This window comes from Actinoplanes auranticolor, from assembly GCF_018332655.1.
Classification (GTDB): domain Bacteria; phylum Actinomycetota; class Actinomycetes; order Mycobacteriales; family Micromonosporaceae; genus Actinoplanes; species Actinoplanes auranticolor.
In genome coordinates, this window is the sequence record NZ_BOQL01000073.1 from 80323 (window position 1) to 98825 (window position 18503).

An 18503-nucleotide genomic window follows, 5' to 3' on the forward strand; every position below is an offset into this window, starting at 1 on the left:
CGGCTGTCTCGCACCATCGGCCCGCCTGCACTACCGCCGGGGGGCCGGACATGCGCCCGGGGAGGAATGCCGTGCCGCTCTCGGAGCACGAGCAGCGGCTGTTCGACCAGATCGAGCAGTCGCTTGCCGAGGACCCCAAATTCGCCTCGGCTGTGCGGGCCAGCGACCCGCGTTTCCACGCCCGGCGCCGACTCGTCGTCGCCGCGTTCGTGATCGTCGCTGGTCTGGCGTTGGTTGTCTACGGCACGGTGAGCAGCAACACGCTGCTCGGCGTGGCGGGATTCGTGGTCATGCTGGCCGCGGCAGCGTTCGGGATGCAGAGCCGCCGGAAGGGGCAGGCGCCTGACCTGCACGCCGTCGGTGGCACCGCGACCCGCCGCACCCGGTCGACCCGGAAAGCGGGTTTCATCGACCGGCTTGAGGACCGCTGGCGTCAGCGTCCCGAGGGCCACCGCTAGCCCGGACAACCAGCGGCGACGAATGGCGGCCATCCGGCCGCCATCGCCGTATCCGCACGCTCATCACCCACGATGAGCAGGAAATATCGCAGCGGCGTCCTGCAGAGGGACGCCGCTCATTGCTACGCCCGGGCAAGGCCGTGACTGCAGGATGCAGCGCTGGACCTCAAGCCGGCTTCCGGTTTTACCGTCATCCGATGACTGCGACCTTCACCCCCGTATCCGCCCTCGAGCGGGACCGGCACGACCTCACCGCCCTCGTGGCCGAGATCGAACGGGCCCAGCAGCAGGAGGACGTCGAGGGCTTCCTCGCGCTGTTCGCACCGACCGCGGTCTGGGTCAACGGCGCGGGAAGGCGCCTCATCGGCCTCGACGAGATCAGCGAGTTCACCCGCGGCGTCCTGCCCGGCGCCATGGCCGACGGCTCGGTGACCTACGAGGTCGAGCACATCGCCTTCGTCACGCCCGACGTCGCCCTGACCGGCGTCCGCCAGCAGTACCTCGACGCCGATGGGAAGCCCGTGGCCGCCGACGGGGCGGGCAGCCCGAGCTATCTGTGGTCCAGGACCGGCGGCACCTGGAAGATCGTGGCCGGCCAGAACACCGCCGTCATCGCCTAGCGACTCTCACCGTAGCGGCGTCCGGGGACCGCGCCCGGTCCCCGGACCCGGTTGTCACGATCGCCGGCCGGCCCGGCGCACCATCTCGTCCCGTTCGGGGTCGGGCATGAGCTCCCGGACCTCCTGCGCACAGCGGCAAGAGGCGGCGATCTTGGCCGCCCACCCCAGCGCCTCCTCGCGCGAGGCCACGTCGACGACCACGAACCCCCCGACGACCTCCTTGATCTCCGGGTAGGGGCCGTCGGTGACGATCCCGTCGGTGTCCACGACGCTCGCCCGCTGCCGCTCCAGCCCGGCCCCGAACACCCACACGCCGGCGTCCACGGCCTCCTGCAGCACCGCGTGCGCGGCCTTGCCCACGTCCGGCAGCTCCTCGCGGGAGATGTGGTCCATCGCGCCGTCATTGAACGAGATCAGGTACTGCGTCATCTGCTCACTCCCGTAGCCCGGCAGCCTCCGCCGGCCGCCTCTCACCTGCTCTACGAACAACCCATCCCGGATCCGACACCGGGACGACAATTTTCGCGGACGCCCACCGCTGGCGGCTTGGTGAACCCCCTACCGGCCGTGCAGCAGCGTCTCAGCGAGGGGGTGGTCGGTCGGCTCCAGTGATGCCGTCAGCGGCGGTCGGTGATGGCCGCTTCCAGCCGGAGGCCCATTCCGACGATCACCAGCAGGCCCGCGAAGAAGTAGCCCTTGGCGGGCGTACTGTCCGTCGCCAGGCCGATGACCGTGATCAGCAGGCCGACGACCACGGCGATGGTGCCCAGGATCCTGGTCGTGTCGGTCCGTCGTCCTTGCGCGTCCACGCCGAAGACCATACGGGTCCTGATCAGACGAAGCCGCCCTGCCGGAACCTCAGGCCCGGCAGGGCGGCTTCGTGTCGTGGGGGTGTCTGCCGGGTCAGCGGGCCCGGCTCGTCAGCAGCCGGCGCGGGCTGAAGCGGACCAGCAGGTCCCGACCCCGGCTGAAGCTGCCGACCCACCGGGCCGACGTGTCGCCCATGCCCAGCCGCCAGCGCAGCAGCACCGAGGGTGGCAGCACGACCGCCGCGAACCGGGTCCGCTTGGTCGCCGTCTTCGCCAGGCCCTTGCGGACCTGGTTCAGCGCCACCGTCAGCTCGCCGCCCTGCAACGGCTGCCGGGCGTACCGGGCTCGTTCCTCGGCCCGGCCCAGCAGGACCGCCGACTCCGCCGGCGTGTCGGTCAGGTCGGCCTCGCGGACCAGGCGCTGGGCCGTGTGCCGCGGGGTCTCCGTCGGGTCCACCGGTACGCGGTAGTCGATCATCGTGTCGACCAGTTCGTCCCAGGCCGCGTGGGCGTCCTCGCGGGCCCGTACCGCCTCGGTGGTCACCACGACGTCCCGGGTGCCCGGCGGGGCCGGGCCCGTTGCTGCCGCCACCGTCGTCTTCGGGGCCGTCGCCGCGTGGCGGCGTTTGCGGACCAGGACCCGGCGCAGGGCCGGCACCGCCAGCAGCACCAGGACCAGCGCGATGATCCCCGCCGTCACCAGGGCCGTCGTCGAGACGCCCGACTGGTCCTCCGGGCCGCCCAGGCCCGGGGCGCCGGCGTCGACGTCACGGTCCGGGCGGTCCGTCGCGCCCGGCCCGGCCGAGGCGTCGTCACCCGGGGCCGCCGAGGCGGTCGAGGTCGGCGACGGCGTCTCCACCGCGTCGGTGTCCGGGGCCCAGTCCGAGCGGGTCGAGCCGACGACCGCGGCCGCCGGGGTCGCGTCGAACGGCACCCAGCCGAAGCCGTCCAGGTAGACCTCGGTCCAGGCGTGGGCGTTGCGGTTCGTCAGCACGTACGCGTCGCCGTCGCGGGTGCTGCCGCGGGTGAAGCCGAACGCCACCCGGGCCGGGATGCCCGCCTCGCGGACCATCCACGCCATCGCCGCCGCGTACTGCTGGCAGTAGCCCGCCTTGCCCTCCAGGAACGCCGTGATGGCCGACGCGCCCGCCTCGGGGTCCGCGGTCTGCAGGCTGTACGTGAAGCCGTTGTCCCGGGAGAAGTACCGGTAGATCGCCGCCACCTTGTCGTACTCGGTGCGCACGCCGTCGGTCAGGTCGTCGACCAGCTTCTTGACCTTGGGGTCCTGCGGGACCGTGGTGAACTGCGTCCGCAGCGGGTTGTCGCGGGGCAGGGCCTCGGCGCTGCGCAGCTCGGTCGGGGTGTACTTGGCCCGGACGTAGTCGAACGAGTACTTCTTCTCCTTGGTGGTGGTGCGGTTGGAGTAGACCACCTGGGTGTTCGGGTCGTACGACCAGGCGCCGTCGAGGCCGTCGGTGTCGATCGCGGTCGCGTAGACCGGCGCCAGGGTCTGGCCGAAGTCCTTCGTGATCTCCACCTCGGCGCGGTACTGCCGGTAGTCCGCGCCCGTCGTGGTGCCGCTCTCGCGGGGGTCGTAGAGGCCCCGCGACAGGGGCTGGCCGTTCGGGGTGCGGTTGCTGAAGCCGTCCGAGGAGAGCACGTCGGCGACCCCGAAGCGCAGGTAGAACGGGTCCGGCTCGTTGGTCGTGACCCGGACGTAGTTGGTGACCTGGGTCTGGTTGAGCTGGCCGCTGAGCGAGGCGAACAGGTTGATCCGGCCGGTGCCGCCGTTGCCCGAGCCGCCCGTACCCGTGCCGCTGCCGGCCTGGGTGAGCGAGTTGAGCAGGCCCGTGTTGAGGCCGGGGACGATCACCGGCAGCAGCACGGCGGTGGCGACACCGATCACGGCGAGCCGGCGGCCGGCCGCGGCCAGCGGCGAGGGCTCCCACACGTCGACGTCGCGGCCGTCGCCGGTGAACCGGCGGCCGAAGCGGCGGACCCGGTCCACGTTGTCGGCGACCAGCAGCCAGAGGAAGCCGGTCGCGCCGACGATGAACGGCAGCACCGGGACGCTGTCGACGTACACGGCGACCGGCACCGAGTAGATGGCCAGCATCGGCAGGCCGGCCAGGGCCGGCTTGCGGGCCACGACGGTGAGCAGGTCGACCGCGATCGCGACCGCGCCGATGCCGAAGACGGCGACGAACAGCAGGCCCTCACGGTCGGGGACCGGCACACCGTACGAGCGGGTGTCGGTGCCGGCGTCGCTGAACAGCGCGCCGAAGTGCTCGAACGTCGCCGGGGACGGGATCAGCGAGAGCAGCTCGTCCCCGCTGGGGAACATCCACGTCAGCGTCAGCAGCAGCACCCCGACCATGCCGAGCGCCTGGGCCCAGGTCGGGAAGCGCAGGGTACGGGTCAGCACCGCCGCGCCCGCCACCAGGCCGACCGCCAGGATGCACTCCAGCAGCCAGGTCCAGGTGTCGAAGATCGCCGACAGCGGTGCCGCCGCCAGCAGGGTCGCGGCCGCAGCCACGAGTCCCAGTCGTCGTCGCCCGGTCACCGTAGAACTCCCCTCATCGCCCGACCGTCTCGGCCATGGCCGCCCGGTAGGCGAATCCTTGCGAGCCGCGCCCGGCCGCCGGCCAGAGCGCGGCGAGCGAGTCGCCGTGCGCGACCGGCACCGAGCGCCAGCCGCTGCGGACCAGGGCCAGAGCCGTGGCGCCGTGCGCCCGGTCGGCCTCGGTGCGTTCCCCGGGCGCCATGTTCACCCAGGTCGAACTGTCGATCGCGAACCCGATGCAGGTGGCGCCGTTGCCACGCAGCCCGGTGAGCACCTCGGCCTCGGCCACGCTCAGCGTGCCGAACAAACCGATCACCAGGCCGCCGTCGGAGCGGCGCCGGACCTGATCGACCAGCACCGAGATGTCGCCCGCCCGGGTCAGCTTGACGTCGGCCAGGGTGTCCAGGATCGCGCCCTCACCACCGATCTCGGTGGCGTCGACGTCGATCCCGGTCCCGGTGACCAGGCGCAGCTTGTAGCCGGACTGACGCAGGTGCATCGCGATGCTGGCGGCGGCCGAGACGGCCCACTCGAAGCTCGCCGTCGGGCCCTCGCCACGGTGCGCGGCCTGACGCGTGTCCAGAACGACGGTAGCTCGGCTCTCCCACGGCTGCTCCTCGCGGCGCACCATGAGCTCGCCGGTGCGGGCGGTGGAGCGCCAGTGCACCCGGCGCAGGTCGTCGCCGCGCCGGTACTCCCGGGTCGCCGCGTCGTCCTCGCCGTGCACGGCCACCGACCGGGCGCGGCTGTCGCCGGTGCCCGCGTACTCGCCCGCGAGACGCACCGCCGGCAGCGGGACGACCTGCGGGATGACCGTGAGCCGGTCGACGCTGGGGAACGAGCGGGTCAGCTCGCACAGCCCGAACGGGTCGGTCAGCCGGATCACCAGCGGGCCGACCGGATACCGCCCGCGCACGTCGGCGCGGACCGTGTACGCCACCGAGCTGGCCTGGTGGGCGCCGAGCCGTTCCAGCACCACCCGCGGCCGGCTGCCCAGGGCGTACGGCAGCCGGTCCTCCAGCAGCAGCGTGCCGGTGGGCAGCCGGGACATGTTCTGCAGGCGCAGGATGACCCGCGCGCTGGAGCCGACCGGGGCACGGCCGGGCTCCAGCGAGCGGGTGCACGCCAGCTTGTAGCGGCTGCGGCCGACGTACGCCGCGGCCAGCAGCGGCAGCATGGCCAGCAGGATGGCCACCCGTAGCAGGTCCTTCTCCCCGAGGATGAACGCGGAGATGGCGGCGGCCGAGCCGGCGGCCAGGAAGGACCGGCCGCGGGTGGTCAGCCCCCGCATAGCCTCGCGCATGTCAGCGCCCCCGGGACTCGTACTGCCCGCGGGTGTCACCGACGGCGCGCGTGTCGTACGGCGAGCGGTTGCGGTCGTGCGGCAGGGGCAGCCGGTGCACGATCTCCGCCACGATGGCGTCGGTCGTACGCCTGTTGAGCTGGGCGTCCGCGGTCGGGATGATGCGGTGGGCCAGCACCGGCACGGCCAGGGTCTGCAGGTCGTCCGGCAGGACGTAGTCGCGGCCCTCGAGGGCGGCGACGGCCTTGGCCGTACGGATGAGCTGCAGGGTGGACCGCGGTGACGCGCCGAGGCGGATCTCCGGTGCCTCCCGGGTGGCCGTGACGAGCGCGATCGCGTACTGCTGGACGGCCTCGGCCGCGTGCACGTCGCGCGCGGTCGCGATCAGCCGGCGGACCAGGGCCGCGTCGGCGACGGACCGCAGGTCGTTCAGCGGGTCGTGGGCGCCGTGGCCGTTGAGCATCGCCATCTCGGCGCGCGGGTCCGGATAGCCCATCGCGATCCGCGCGGTGAAGCGGTCGCGCTGCGCCTCGGGGAGGGGGTAGGTGCCCTCCATCTCGATCGGGTTCTGGGTCGCGATCACCATGAACGGCGCCTGCAGCTCGTACGTGGTGCCGTCGACCGTGACCTGCCGCTCCTCCATGCACTCCAGCAGGGCGGACTGGGTCTTGGGCGACGCGCGGTTGATCTCGTCGCCGACCACCAGGTTGGCGAACACCGCACCCGGCTTGAACTCGAAGTCGCGCGTCTCCTGGTTGTAGACGCTGACCCCGGTCACGTCGCTGGGCAGCAGGTCGGGGGTGAACTGGATGCGCCGGACCGAGCAGTCGATCGAGCGGGCGAGCGCCTTGGCGAGCTTGGTCTTGCCGACGCCCGGCACGTCCTCGATCAGCAAGTGGCCCTCGGCGAGCAGCACGGCCAGAGCCAGCCGAACCGTCGCACTCTTGCCCTCGATGACCTGCTCGATGTTGGCCATGATGGCCCCGCTTGCGGCGAGGAACTCATCACTCGGCAGGGGACCGCCGGGCTGGTCCCAGGTTGGCGTTGTCACGGGCCTCCTCCATGTCGTTCAAGCCCCTTCCTACGCGCACACGCAGAAAAGGAACCGAAGGTTTGCGGGCGGCCGGCGGTCCGTGGGCCTCCGGCGCTCGCCGCCCGTTCCTCACAGGTTAGCCCGGTCACAGCAACCTGCCGAGCGGCCGCTAGCGGCAGTGACGGCTTGTGGTCAACTGGACACGCATATCGGATGGATTACGAATCGGCACAGTTGATACCGGTCGCCGCGCGAACCGGACGCCCGGTATCATGCAGTCATGGCTCGGTCCTTCCTGCTTCTTAGCCGGCCGTGCTGATCTCGTAGCAGAGAACAGTGCGGCGCCCCCTCCTGCGAGAGGGGCTTTTTTGTGCCCTGAAGTAGGTGATCCTTGTCGACTGACTTTTCGAAAAGAACGAGATGGTGACGATGAGCGAGTCCGAGACCAACGCGGACGTCCCGCCGTACCGCTACACGGCGGCCCTGGCTGCGGAGATCGAGCCCCGCTGGCAGGACTTCTGGTCCGGCCACGGCACGTTCCACGCGCCCAACCCGACCGGTGAGCTGGCCGACCCCGGCCACCCCCGGGCCGGGGCGCCGAAGCTGCACGTGCAGGACATGTTCCCCTACCCCTCCGGCGCCGGCCTGCACGTCGGGCATCCGCTGGGCTACATCGGCACGGACTGCTACACCCGCTACAAGCGGATGGCGGGATACAACGTGCTGCACCCGATGGGCTTCGACGCCTTCGGCCTGCCCGCCGAGCAGTACGCGGTGCAGACCGGCACCCACCCCCGGATCACCACCGAGGCCAACGTCGAGCGCTACCGCGGTCAGCTGCGCCGGCTGGGCCTGGCCTACGACGAGCGGCGCAGCTTCTCCACCACCGACCCCGAGTACTACCGCTGGACGCAGTGGATCTTCCTGCAGGTCTTCAATTCATGGTTCGACCCGTCCGACGCCAGGGCCAAGCCGATCGAGATCCTGATCTCGCAGTTCGAGGCCGGGGAGCGCGAGACCCCCGACGGCCGGGCGTGGGCCGAGCTGTCCGGCGTCGAGCGCCGGCAGGTCATCAACGACCACCGCCTGGCGTACGTCAGCGAGGCGCCGGTCAACTGGTGCCCGGGGCTGGGCACCGTGCTGGCCAACGAGGAGGTCACCCCGGACGGGCGCAGTGAGCGCGGCAACTTCCCGGTCTTCAAGCGCAGCCTGAAGCAGTGGATGATGCGCATCACGTCCTACGGCGACCGGCTGGTCGACGACCTGGAGACGCTGGACTGGCCCGAGCCGGTCAAGCTGATGCAGCGCAACTGGATCGGCCGTTCCCAGGGCGCGCACGTGGACTTCCCGATCGACGGCGACGACGTGATCAGCGTCTTCACCACCCGGCCGGACACGCTGTTCGGCGCGACGTACATGGTGCTGGCGCCCGAGCACACGCTGGTCGACTCGGTCGTGCCCGCGGCCTGGCCCGAGGGCACCAAGCCGGTCTGGACGGGTGGGCACGCCAGTCCGGGCGAGGCCGTCGCGGCGTACCGGGCCGAGGCCGCGGCCAAGACCGAGGAGGAGCGGACCGCCGACGCCAAGGTCAAGACCGGCGTCTTCACCGGCGCGTACGCCACCAACCCGGTCAACGGCGCGCGCATCCCGGTGTTCATCGCCGACTACGTGCTGGCCGGCTACGGCACCGGCGCGATCATGGCGGTGCCCGGGCAGGACGGGCGCGACTGGGCGTTCGCCGAGGTCTTCGACCTGCCGATCATCCGTACGGTGCAGGCGCCCGACGGTTTCGACGGTGCCTTCACCGGCGACGCCCCGGCGATCAACAGTGACTGGCTGAACGGGATGGCCGTGGCCGACGCCAAGGCCGCGATGATCGCCTGGCTGGAGGAGCACGGCCACGGCCGGGGCGCGACCACCTTCCGGCTGCGTGACTGGCTGTTCAGCCGGCAGCGCTACTGGGGTGAGCCGTTCCCGATCGTCTACGACGAGACCGGCCTGCCGGTCGCGCTGCCCGAGTCGATGCTGCCGGTGGTGCTGCCGGACACCGACGACTTCTCGCCGCGCACCTTCGACCCGGACGACGAGCACAGTGAGCCGGAGACCCCGCTGTCGCGCAAGAAGGACTGGGTGACCGTCGAGCTGGACCTGGGCGACGGCCCGAAGACCTACACGCGCGAGACCAACACCATGCCCCAGTGGGCGGGATCGTGCTGGTACGAGCTGCGCTACCTGGACCCGCGCAACGACAAGGCGCTGGTCGACCCCGAGAACGAGGCCTACTGGATGGGCCCCAAGGACTCCGCGGACTGCGGCGGCGTCGACCTGTACGTCGGCGGCGTCGAGCACGCGGTCCTGCACCTGCTGTACGCCCGCTTCTGGCACAAGGTGCTGTACGACCTGGGCCACATCTCGTCCTTCGAGCCGTTCCGCAAGCTGTTCAACCAGGGCTACATCCAGGCGTACGCGTTCCGCGACGCCCGCGGCGTCATCGTCCCCGCCGAGGAGGTCGTCGAGCGCGACGGCAAGTGGTACTTCGGTGAGCAGGAGGTCGCCCGCGAGTACGGCAAGATGGGCAAGTCGCTGAAGAACGTCGTCACCCCGGACGACATGAGCGAGCAGTACGGCGCCGACACGTTCCGGGTGTACGAGATGGCGATGGGCCCGCTGGACGTGTCCCGCCCCTGGGACACCCGCGCGGTCGTCGGCTCGCAGCGCTTCCTGCAGCGGGTGTGGCGCCTGGTGGTCGACGAGGAGACCGGCGTGGTGCGGGTCACCGACGAGCCCCTGGACCCGGCGACCCGGCGGGTGCTGCACCGCACCATCGACGGTGTCCGCGAGGACATGGACGAGCTGCGGTTCAACACGGCCATCGCCAAGCTGATCCAGCTGACCAACACGCTGACCCCGCTGGGCACGACCGCGCGGGAGGCGATCGAGCCGCTGGTGCTGATGACCTCGCCGTTCGCCCCGCACCTGGCCGAGGAGTTGTGGCGCAAGCTGGGCCACGACGACACGCTGGCCTACGCCGACTTCCCGGTGCCCGACCCGGCCCAGCTGGTGGCCGAGTCGGTCACCTACCCGGTGCAGGTCAACGGCAAGGTCCGCGGCCGGGTCGAGGTCGCGCCGGACACGACCGAGGATGCGGTACGCGCGGCCGCGCTGGAGTCGGTCGCCGAGGTGCTGGCGGGCCGGGAGCCGCGCAAGGTGATCGTGGTGGCCGGCCGGCTGGTCAGCGTCGTCGTCTGACCGTCCCACCGTTCCACATGCAGGACCGACCCGGGGCCGTCGGGAGGTCGGGCACGCCGTACCGGAAGAATCTCCGGACGTGCCTGATCTCCCGGACGTCCTGGCCGTCACCCCGCTGAGCTCGCCTCTGGACGCCACCGTGCGCCCGCCGGGGTCGAAGAGCATCACCAACCGCGCGCTGCTCTGCGCCGCCCTGGCCCCGGGCACGTCGACGCTGACCGGCGCCCTGTTCGCGGACGACACCCGGGCGATGCTCGGCGCGGTCGAGGCCCTGGGCGCCGTCGTCGACGCCGACCCCGCGGCCGCGGTGATGCGGGTGACAGGGGTGGACCCGCGCCACGGGGAAGCGCCCGCGGCCGTCGACGCCCAGCAGTCCGGCACCACGTCCCGGTTCATCCTGCCGGCGGCGGCGCTGCGTCCCGGCCGTACCGTGGTCGACGGCAGCCCGCAGCTGCGCGCCCGGCCGTTCGGGCCGGTCCTGGAAGCGCTGCGCGAGCTGGGCGCGGAGATCTCCCCGGGTGACTTCCTGCCCGCCACCGTGCGCGGCCCGCTGCGCGGCGGCCCGGTACGCGTCAGCGGTCACATCTCCAGCCAGTTCCTGTCGGGGCTGCTGCTGGCCGGCCCGCTGATGACCGACGGCCTCGACGTGGAGCTGACCTCGGCGCTGGTCTCGGTGCCGTACGTGGAGATGACCAGGGCGGTGATGGCGGCCTTCGGCGTCGAGGTGGCCGGCCTGAGCGTGGCCCCGTGCGGCTACCGGGCCACCGAGTACGCCGTCGAACCGGACGCCAGCGCGGCCTCGTACTTCCTGGGCGCGGCGGCGGTGGCGGGCGGCCGGGTGACCGTCCGCGGTCTCGGGACCGGCAGCCTCCAGGGTGATGTGGCGTTCGCCGACGTGCTGGCGCGGATGGGCGCGACCGTGACCCGCTCGGCCGACTCGCTCACGGTGAGCGCCACGGGTGCCCTCCGCGGCGTGGACGTCGACATGACTGACATCTCGGACACCGCCCAGACGCTGGCCGCCGTGGCCGTCTACGCGGACTCACCGACCCGGGTACGGGGAATCGGCTTCATCAGGAAGAAGGAGACCGACCGGGTCGCGGCGGTCGTCACCGAGCTGCGCCGGGCGGGCATCAACGCGGTGGAGGACGAGGACGGCTTCACGATCAACCCGGGCGTGCCCCGGCCGACCCGGTTCGCCACCTACGACGACCACCGGATGGCGATGAGCCTGTCGCTGCTGGGGCTGCGCTCGCCGGGGATCGAGATCGCGGACCCGGGCTGCGTGGCCAAGACCTACCCGGACTTCTTCACGGACCTGGCCCGCCTGAGCTGACCCGCGGCCTCCGCCGGCGCATGGAGAACGGCCCGTCGCGGGAGCGGCGGGCCGTTCTTCGTTCCTCGGGTGGGAAGGCTCAGGCGGTGGCGGCAGCGACGGCGGCAGCGGCGTCGCGGCGGGCGGCCAGGCGCCAGCGGAGCACGATCGTCGTGGTGAGGCCGATGCCGATCGCGGCCGGGGCCAGGGTCAGCGGGTTCATCGAGCCGGGTGCGGCCACCGCGGCGCCGATCACCGCGTACGAGACCGCGGACGGCACCGAGGCCAGCGTCGTACCGAGCAGGTAGCGCTTGCGGCACACCGACGTGGTGCCGTAGGCGTACCCGATCAGGCCGAACGGGGCAAGCGGCAGGAAGCGGACCAGCAGCACCGCCGACAGGCCGCGGCGGTTCAGCCAGCCGTCGAGGCGGTCCAGCTTGCCGCCGGCACGGGCGCCCAGCGCGCCCCGGCCGGCCCAGCGGCCCGCGTAGTAGGTCGCCACGGCGGCGATGATGGCCGCGGCCAGTGCGGTGGCCGCGCCGGTGGCCGGGCCGAGCAGGGCGCCGCAGGCCAGGGTGATCGCGGTACGGGGGACGAGCACCGACAGCAGCAGGCCACCGACCACGGCGATGGCGACGGCGGCGGCCGGTCCGAGGCTGACGACCGAGTCGGCGATGGCCTGCAGCGGCAGGACCGCGGCGGCCACCCCCAACCCGGCGATGACGACGGCGAGGATGCCGAAGCGGGCGAGCCGGCGCTGCCAGCCGAGCGGGGTCGCCGGGTGCTGCGTGCTGACCTGAGGGTCCGTGGCGGGGGTAACGATGCCCCGCGGGGCGATCAGGGTGTCAGTCATGCAGGCGTACCCCTAAATCTCGTCGGTCCTGGTCTGCTGATCGGAGCCTGCACGGCTCAGGCGGCGCCTGCCGCGGCGAGCCGCTCGCCTCTGAGCCGGTCGGCCCAGGTGTCGTCGAGCGCTTGAAGACTATCCGCGCCGATCGCCCAGCGCAGTAGCAGATCGGCTATAGCTGGGTTGCGGGCGAGCGCGGGGCCGTGGGCGTAGGTGCCGAGGATCTTGCCGTGCCAGGCGCCCTCGGTCTGACCGTCGTTGCCGACGCCGGCGGTGACCCGGGCCAGCGGGGCGACCCCCGGTCCCAGGTGGGTCCGGCCGCCGTGGTTCTCGAATCCGGTCAACGGGGGCAACCCTAGCCGGGGATCGATGTCACCGCGAACCTCGCCCACCGCGCGTGTCTCGCCCCGGTCCGAGCTGAGGTCCAGCAGGTCCAGGCCGGCGCACTTGGCGCCCTTGGCGAAGAACGAGCTGCCGAAGAGCTGGTAACCGGCGCACACGGCCAGCACGGCCGCGCCCTGGTGAACGGCCCGGTGCAGGCCGCCGTCGGCGATCAGCCGCTGGGCGGCCAGCGCCTGCGGGCCGTCCTCGCCGCCACCGATGAGATAGATGTCGGCGGTGGTCGGCATGGCCTGATCCGAGCGGACCTCGTACGTCTCCACCGGGATCCCCCGCAGGGCGGCACGGCGGCCGAGGATCAGCAGATTCCCCCGATCGCCGTACGTCGAGAGCAGGTCGGGGTAGATCCAGACGATTCGGAGTGTGCTCTCAAGCATGGTCTGTCCTCGGTTTTCCGCTGCGGGAAAGCTCAGTTGACACGGTCCAACTCCGCTCGGATGTCCTGGAACGCCGTGTAGTTGGCGATCACCTCGAGGCGACCGGGGGGACTGGCCCGCACCGCCTCGTCGAAAGTCTGTACGTGCCGGAACGCCACATCGTTGACTTCCAGCCGGACCGCGAGGTCGTAGGCCCGGTCGCCGGTGATCAGCACCTGCCGCCCGCGCAACGGGGAGAAGTCGACGTCGTAGAGCCACGAGGTGTCGAAACCGTCGGGGTCGCGGGCGTTGATGGACAGCAGGGTGGGCGCCACCTCGGCCATGTCGAACGCCTCGAGCCAGCTCGCCGGGTTCTTGGCCAGCAGCAGCCGGATGTTGCGGCCGTCGCGCTCCACCTGGGCGTAGCGGCCCGCCACGGAGGCGACGCCGGCCAGCCGGGGGACGGCCTCTATCGGGCGGACGCCGAACTCGGCCGCGACGGCCAGCGCGGTGGCCGCGTTGCCCAGGTTGACGTGACCGGGCAGCTGCAGCTTGACCAGGTGCCAGTCGCCGCGGGGGTCGATGACGCCGTCGTCCTCGACGGTCCACTGGGCCTGCGGGCGGCGCAGCGGGCACCCGGTGCAGCGCCAGTCGCCGTTGGCGCGCTCGATCGGCGAGCCGCACTCCGGGCAGACGAACGAGTCGTCGTGCCAGCGCTGGCCGGCGCTGAACCAGACGACGTGCGCGGTGTTGACCGCCGCCCAGACCACCATCGGGTCGTCGGCGTTGGCGACCACGTGCACGTCGGGGTGGGCGGCCAGGGCCGTCCGCCACATTTGCGCCATCATCGCGACTTCCTTGGCCCGGTCGAGCTGGTCGCGCGAGAGGTTGAGCAGCGCCACCACCCGCGGGGTGGTCTCGTCGATGACCCGGGCCAGGTAGTGCTCGTCGACCTCGAGCACCGCGAACGGGGTGGCACCGGCCTTGGCCAGGGCCGAGGTGTGCCCGGTGGGCATGTTGGCGCCGAAGGAGTTGGTGGCGACCGGGCCCAGCACGCCGAGGGCGGCCGCGGCGAACCGGGTCGTGGTCGTCTTGCCGTTGGTGCCCGAGACCAGCGCGATCGCGCGGCCGGCGGCGAGGTTCTTCAGCAGGTCAGGATCGATCTTGAGACCGATCCAGCCGCCGATCACCGAGCCGTCGCCGCGGCCGGCCGCCCGTGAGAGCGCCGCAGCGGTTCGCGACACGGAGGTCGCGACCTTGGCCCGTAGGGGCATCTTCCCGTCCGTCACGGCGACGAGGGTACCGGAAACGGACACTACGTCGAGTGGCGCCGGGGCCGGTGCGGTGGTGGCTGCCGTGGGGGTGGTCCCTCGGCCGAACGGATGATCTCCGCTACGCCGCCTGTCGCCGAGTTTGCGCCGGTGGGGGCGTTTACGGTCACATTCTCCCGACCTCGCCACGCCCCATGATCGACCCGGTCGGGGTTTTTGTGTGTTGTGTTTCACCCGTAACCTTCGACGTTAAGTGATCATTCCATCACCTGGTGCATCGGCATTTGTCACGGCGTGGTTACAAACCGGACGCGTATCGACGTGCCAAATACGCTGCGTAGTCAGACGGACCCCTGCAGGCGGCCGAGAAATCGGGTAGCAAGGGTGAGCCGGTGAGCGCCCGCTCGCCGCTCGCACCGCTACGGACCACGCCGAGCCCTGCCCCGGTCCGAGTGGCGCGACCACCTGAACGCGAACGACGACACAGGCATACGGGGGCAGGGACGGGGGACCCATTTCCGGTCCTCGGAGGGACGCGCCACTCGCGGCGTACCACCGGGAACCTTGGGGTGAAGCCACCAGCGGTGGCCGGGCAACCTTCCCGCCCGAACCCGACAGCTAACCTCGCAGGCGTGCCGGAGGGATATCTCTACCGTGCACGAACGCACCTCGAACCGGCGTCGCCTCACTGCTGGCGCCGGTCCCGTCGCTCTGTCCCTGGGTCTCTGCCTCTGTGCCGGCCAGCTGGTCGCCACTCCGGCAGCCTCCGCCGCTCCCGCGCCCGTCACGGCGGCTGCGGCGGCGACCGTCAAGACGAAGCTCACGAACTCCTACAACAGGAGGACGCTGAACGCCGGCGCGACGGTCCGGGTGACCGCCAAGCTGATCAACCCGAAGACCGGCAAGGCCGTCAAGAGCAAGAAGGTCAAGCTCCAGATCCGGGGCGGCAAGTCGTGGAAGACCTGGGTCACCAAGTCGACCAACTCCAAGGGCGTGGTCTCGTTCCTGACCAAGCCCGGCTCGTCGCTCTACTACCGCACCGTCTTCACCGGCGCCAAGGGCTACACCGCGTCGCGCAGCGGCCAGGTGAAGATCACCGTGCGGAACAAGGCGGCCAAGGTGCTGGCCGAGGCGGCCAGGCACAAGGGCGCCCCGTACAAGTTCGGCGCTTCCGGGCCGAAGCGGTTCGACTGCTCCGGCTACACCATGTACGTCTACAAGAAGGCCGCCGGCAAGAAGCTGCCGCACAAGGCCAACTCGCAGCAGAAGTACGGCAAGGCCGTCGGCAAGGGCAGCAAGAAGGCCGGAGACCTGCTGGTCTTCCGCTCCGGCTCGTACGGCACCCACGTCGGCATCTACGCCGGTGGCGGCTACATGTGGGCCGCTCCGCACACGGGTGACAAGGTCAAGAAGCAGAAGGTCTACGGCAAGAACTACGTCGTGCGCCGCCTCGTCTGAGTTCCGCTCAGCCGTACGGCCACAGCAGTACCAGTAAGAGCAGTACGACAGTTCAGTGGGGCGCGACCCGGTACGGGTCGCGCCCCACTGTCATGTCCGCTCCACTTTCTCCTCCACTTTCCTCCCCGGCAGGGTGCCCAAGGGCAGCCGAGCCTTCCCCAACGCCCGGATTCGGGGGAATTTCGTGCCCGGGTGGGCGGCATGTCGGAAAGTGGACCATGGTGCGGCCCGTCCGGCCCTCCACTTCCGCTCCACCGCTCTGACGTGCGCATACATCCGCGAATCGGGTTCGCGGAAGCCGCCATTCTGGTTGCGGGTGGAGGGAAGTGGAGTAGAGTGGAGCGCAGTGGCAGGGCCTGAGGAGGAGCTGATTCCGAGGGGATTTGCCGGCCCAGACGACAGGTGATCCGCACAGAGCTGGCTCTGCGGCGGCGCCCGGGGCAGGGGGGTTGGGCCGATGTTTCTCGGCACGCACACCCCGCGCCTGGACGACAAGGGCCGACTAATCCTTCCGGCGAAGTTCCGCGACGAGTTGGCGGGAGGTGTCGTGATCACCAAGGGGCAGGAGCGTTGCCTGTACGTGTTCCCGATGCCGGAGTTCCAGCGGATCGCCGACCAGCTGCGCGAACAGCCGGTCACCCACAAGGCCGCCCGGGCCTACAGCCGGGTGTTCTTCGCCAGTGCCCACGACGAGATCCCCGACAAGCAGGGCCGGGTCACCATCCCGGCGCATCTGCGGGAATACGCGGCGCTGAACCGCGAGCTCGTGGTCATCGGCGCGAGCACGCGGGTGGAGATCTGGGACAAGCAGTCCTGGGAGCAGTACCTCTCGGCGAGCGAGGACGACTTCGCCGACATCGAGGAGGGGGTGCTGCCCGGCGGATTGTGAGGCGTGGCACCTGTGGGCCTGTGAAACGGCCCGGACGTCGCTGCCGCCGTACTGCGAGATCTCCAGCCGCTCCCGCTCCTGGCGCCTCTTCCCCGGTGCCAGGCGTGTGTCCGGTCGGGCGCGCCCGATGGCAACGGGCACGAGCGGATGGGGATCTGGCGGTACGGACAGACGACCGGGTGGTGCCGGCACCGGGGATCGGTGCGGGTCGGACCGGGTGAGCGCGGAAAGAGCAGGCAATGGGGGTCGAGATGGGCGAGCTTCGCGGCACACACGTGCCGGTGCTCCTCGAGCGCTGCCTCGAGTTGCTCGCTCCCGCGCTCGCGATGCCCGGTGCCGTGCACGTCGACTTCACCCTGGGCCTGGGCGGGCACGCCGAGGCCGTGCTGGAGCGGTACCCGGACGTGGTCCTGATCGGACTCGACCGGGACACCGAGGCGCTCGCGCACTCCCGGCAGCGGCTGGCCCGGTTCTCGGGCCGGACCCACTTCGTGCACGCGGTCTACGACGAGCTGCCGGCGGTGCTGGCCGGCCTCGGCCACCGGCACTTCCACAGTGGCCTGTTCGACCTCGGCGTCTCCTCGCTGCAGCTGGACGAACCGGACCGGGGGTTCGCCTACGCCCGGGACGCGCCGCTGGACATGCGGATGGACCAGTCGCGGGGGATCACCGCGGAGGAGGTCGTCAACGGCTACCAGCCGGGCGAACTCGTCCGCATCCTGCGGGTGTACGGCGAGGAGAAGTTCGCCACCAGGGTCGTCTCGGCGATCGTCAAGGAGCGGGCGAAGGGCCGGATCGTCTCCTCGTCGCTCCTCGCGGACCTGGTCAGGGACGCTATCCCGGCCGCCGCGCGGCGAACGGGTGGAAATCCCGCGAAAAGAACGTTTCAGGCGCTACGTATTGAGGTAAATGCGGAACTCGCCGCGGTCGAGGCGGCGATCCCTGCGGCATTGGACAGCTTGGCCCCGAAGGGGCGCCTTGTGGTGATGTCGTATCAATCGTTGGAGGACCGGATCGTCAAGCGCGCCTTCGCCGCGAGGGCGCGCAGCACCGGGCCGATCGACCTGCCGGTCGAACTGCCCGGAACGGGCCCTTCGGTGCGGCTCCTGACCCGCGGGTCGGAGCTGCCCAGCGCGGCGGAGGTGGCGGAGAACCCGCGGGCGGCTTCGGTGAAGCTGCGCGCGGTGGAACGGATCGACCAGCACGACCAGACGGCCGGGACCGCCCGCGAACGGTCCCGACTGTCTGCAACGCACGGGGGACAAGGGCGGTTACGCCCGGGGGAACGCCAGGAGGGGGAGGGGCATTGAGCGAGCGCATGACCACTGCGCCGCGGTCGGGGGGCCGGACCACGGAGCAGGTTGGCAAGGGCCGGCGCAAGCCGGCCGGCACGACGACCGGTACGACCACGGGCGGAGGCGTCCGGGGGGCACGCCGCAACCCGATGGCCGGTGCCACCCGGGGCAGCGCTGTCCAGAGCGACGCTGTCCAGGGCACCAACGCCCTCAAGCTCAACGTCGAGCAGCAGCGTGACCCGATCGCGGCGCCGCGCCTGCGGGTCGCGCCGCCCGCGCCGATCAATGCACCGCGCGCGCCGTTCATCGCGCTCGTGGTGGCGGTCGTCGTGGCCGGGGTGCTCGGCATCCTGGTGATCAACACCAAGACGGCGGAGAACTCGTTCCGGATCGACACCCTGCAGAAGCGGCAGACCAAGCTGGACACCCAGCAGCAGGAGCTGGAGAACCAGATCGCCGCCAACAACAGCCCGGGCAGCCTGGACGCCGCCGCCCGCCGGCTGGGCCTGGTCAAGGCCGACAACCCGGCGTACATCCGGCTGCCCGACGGCAAGGTCTTCGGGGTGCCGAAGCCGGGCAGCGGCGAGGTGGCCGTGACCGCGCAGGAATCCGCCACCTCGGCGACCGGGCGGTAACGC

At 71.3% G+C, this 18503-nt stretch carries 16 protein-coding genes and 1 riboswitch; of the genes, 8 read left to right on the forward strand and 8 right to left on the reverse strand.

Annotation, left to right across the window (positions count from 1 at the left end; genetic code table 11):
* Positions 1 to 71 precede the first annotated feature (71 nt).
* Positions 72 to 458: an SCO2097 family morphological protein gene (locus tag Aau02nite_RS40105; protein ID WP_212993889.1), complete on the forward strand. Its 387-nt coding sequence runs from the start codon at positions 72 to 74 to the stop codon at positions 456 to 458.
* Between the two features lie 197 nt (positions 459 to 655).
* Entirely contained in the window at positions 656 to 1078 is a 423-nt protein-coding gene (locus Aau02nite_RS40110) for an SgcJ/EcaC family oxidoreductase (protein WP_212993890.1), read from the forward strand.
* Between the two features lie 54 nt (positions 1079 to 1132).
* On the opposite strand, the gene Aau02nite_RS40115 is transcribed toward Aau02nite_RS40110, so the two are convergent.
* The 5 genes from Aau02nite_RS40115 to Aau02nite_RS40135 form a co-directional block, all read right to left on the reverse strand.
* Positions 1133 to 1507: a YciI family protein gene (locus tag Aau02nite_RS40115; RefSeq protein WP_212993891.1), complete on the reverse strand. Its 375-nt coding sequence runs from the start codon at positions 1505 to 1507 to the stop codon at positions 1133 to 1135.
* 188 nt (positions 1508 to 1695) lie between these two features.
* Positions 1696 to 1887 carry a hypothetical protein gene (locus tag Aau02nite_RS40120; RefSeq protein ID WP_212993892.1) on the reverse strand — a complete coding sequence of 64 codons (192 nt, stop codon included), beginning with the start codon at positions 1885 to 1887 and terminating at the stop codon, positions 1696 to 1698.
* 94 nt (positions 1888 to 1981) lie between these two features.
* Positions 1982 to 4450 (reverse strand): transglutaminase TgpA family protein, encoded by a 2469-nt coding sequence (locus Aau02nite_RS40125; protein WP_212993893.1) that lies wholly within the window; start codon positions 4448 to 4450, stop codon positions 1982 to 1984.
* A 13-nt stretch (positions 4451 to 4463) separates the two neighbouring features.
* Entirely contained in the window at positions 4464 to 5753 is a 1290-nt protein-coding gene (locus Aau02nite_RS40130) for a DUF58 domain-containing protein (RefSeq protein WP_212993894.1), read from the reverse strand.
* Between the two features lies 1 nt (position 5754).
* Positions 5755 to 6804: an AAA family ATPase gene (locus tag Aau02nite_RS40135; RefSeq protein WP_212993895.1), complete on the reverse strand. Its 1050-nt coding sequence runs from the start codon at positions 6802 to 6804 to the stop codon at positions 5755 to 5757.
* A gap of 411 nt (positions 6805 to 7215) precedes the next feature.
* Between Aau02nite_RS40135 and leuS the strand changes: the two genes are divergently transcribed.
* Both leuS and aroA read left to right on the forward strand, forming a co-directional pair.
* The gene (gene leuS / locus Aau02nite_RS40140) at positions 7216 to 10035 is read left to right on the forward strand and encodes a leucine--tRNA ligase (RefSeq protein WP_212993896.1); all 2820 of its coding nucleotides are present in this window, start codon (positions 7216 to 7218) and stop codon (positions 10033 to 10035) included.
* A gap of 79 nt (positions 10036 to 10114) precedes the next feature.
* Entirely contained in the window at positions 10115 to 11371 is a 1257-nt protein-coding gene (gene aroA, locus Aau02nite_RS40145; protein ID WP_246595808.1) for a 3-phosphoshikimate 1-carboxyvinyltransferase, read from the forward strand.
* 79 nt (positions 11372 to 11450) lie between these two features.
* Here aroA and Aau02nite_RS40150 read toward each other — a convergent pair whose 3' ends face one another.
* The 3 genes from Aau02nite_RS40150 to Aau02nite_RS40160 are packed head-to-tail and all read right to left on the reverse strand — an operon-like array spanning position 11451 to position 14226.
* A complete protein-coding gene (locus Aau02nite_RS40150) occupies positions 11451 to 12203 on the reverse strand; it encodes a TVP38/TMEM64 family protein (protein ID WP_212993897.1) in 753 nt (250 codons plus the stop codon).
* Positions 12204 to 12259: 56 nt separating this feature from the next.
* Positions 12260 to 12973, reverse strand: coding sequence for a type 1 glutamine amidotransferase (locus Aau02nite_RS40155; RefSeq protein ID WP_212993898.1), 714 nt, complete (start codon positions 12971 to 12973; stop codon positions 12260 to 12262).
* 32 nt (positions 12974 to 13005) lie between these two features.
* Positions 13006 to 14226, reverse strand: a complete 1221-nt coding sequence (locus Aau02nite_RS40160) for a Mur ligase family protein (protein ID WP_212993925.1) — start codon at positions 14224 to 14226, stop codon at positions 13006 to 13008.
* Between the two features lie 463 nt (positions 14227 to 14689).
* Positions 14690 to 14871, forward strand: a riboswitch (cyclic di-AMP (ydaO/yuaA leader).
* 6 nt (positions 14872 to 14877) lie between these two features.
* On the opposite strand from Aau02nite_RS40160, the gene Aau02nite_RS40165 reads away from it, so the two are divergent.
* From Aau02nite_RS40165 to ftsL, 4 genes are all read left to right on the forward strand, one after another.
* A complete protein-coding gene (locus Aau02nite_RS40165) occupies positions 14878 to 15681 on the forward strand; it encodes a C40 family peptidase (protein WP_212993899.1) in 804 nt (267 codons plus the stop codon).
* A 457-nt stretch (positions 15682 to 16138) separates the two neighbouring features.
* Positions 16139 to 16570, forward strand: a complete 432-nt coding sequence (mraZ, locus tag Aau02nite_RS40170; protein WP_212993900.1) for a division/cell wall cluster transcriptional repressor MraZ — start codon at positions 16139 to 16141, stop codon at positions 16568 to 16570.
* A 251-nt stretch (positions 16571 to 16821) separates the two neighbouring features.
* Positions 16822 to 17880, forward strand: coding sequence for a 16S rRNA (cytosine(1402)-N(4))-methyltransferase RsmH (rsmH, locus tag Aau02nite_RS40175; protein WP_212993926.1), 1059 nt, complete (start codon positions 16822 to 16824; stop codon positions 17878 to 17880).
* A gap of 8 nt (positions 17881 to 17888) precedes the next feature.
* On the forward strand, positions 17889 to 18500 hold the full coding sequence (gene ftsL, locus Aau02nite_RS40180; protein WP_212993901.1) for a cell division protein FtsL: 612 nt from the start codon (positions 17889 to 17891) through the stop codon (positions 18498 to 18500).
* Positions 18501 to 18503 lie beyond the last annotated feature (3 nt).